Raw genomic sequence first — 279 nt, 5'->3', positions numbered from 1 at the left:
AGCATGTGCTGGCGAGCGCGCCGGGCGTGCCGCCGGTGCCGATCGGCCGCTACACCATCGAGCCGGTCTGCGAGAACGTCTTCGACGTCTCCAACGGCTGCGACGGCTGCAAGACCCTGCTGTTTTGCGGCAGCATGCATTTCAATCTCGACGGCTCGCATCCGCTGCTCGACATGATGCCCGACCTGATGCAGGCGCATAAGCTGATGGCGAACGCGCCGGGCATCCAGCATCTGCTCGACGCCATGGCCGGCGAGGTGACGATGGACCGGGTCGGCT

Annotated in this window: 1 protein-coding gene; it reads left to right on the top strand. The window is 65.9% G+C overall.

Features of this window, described 5'->3' with window-relative positions; genetic code table 11:
* Nucleotides 1-279 (top strand): cupin domain-containing protein (locus EN862_RS35930; protein ID WP_135913364.1); only part of this gene is annotated, 279 nt, incomplete at both ends.

The organism is Mesorhizobium sp. M2E.F.Ca.ET.219.01.1.1 (assembly GCF_004016445.2).
GTDB lineage: Bacteria > Pseudomonadota > Alphaproteobacteria > Rhizobiales > Rhizobiaceae > Mesorhizobium.
This window is presented reverse-complemented; position numbering and strand designations above follow the sequence as displayed.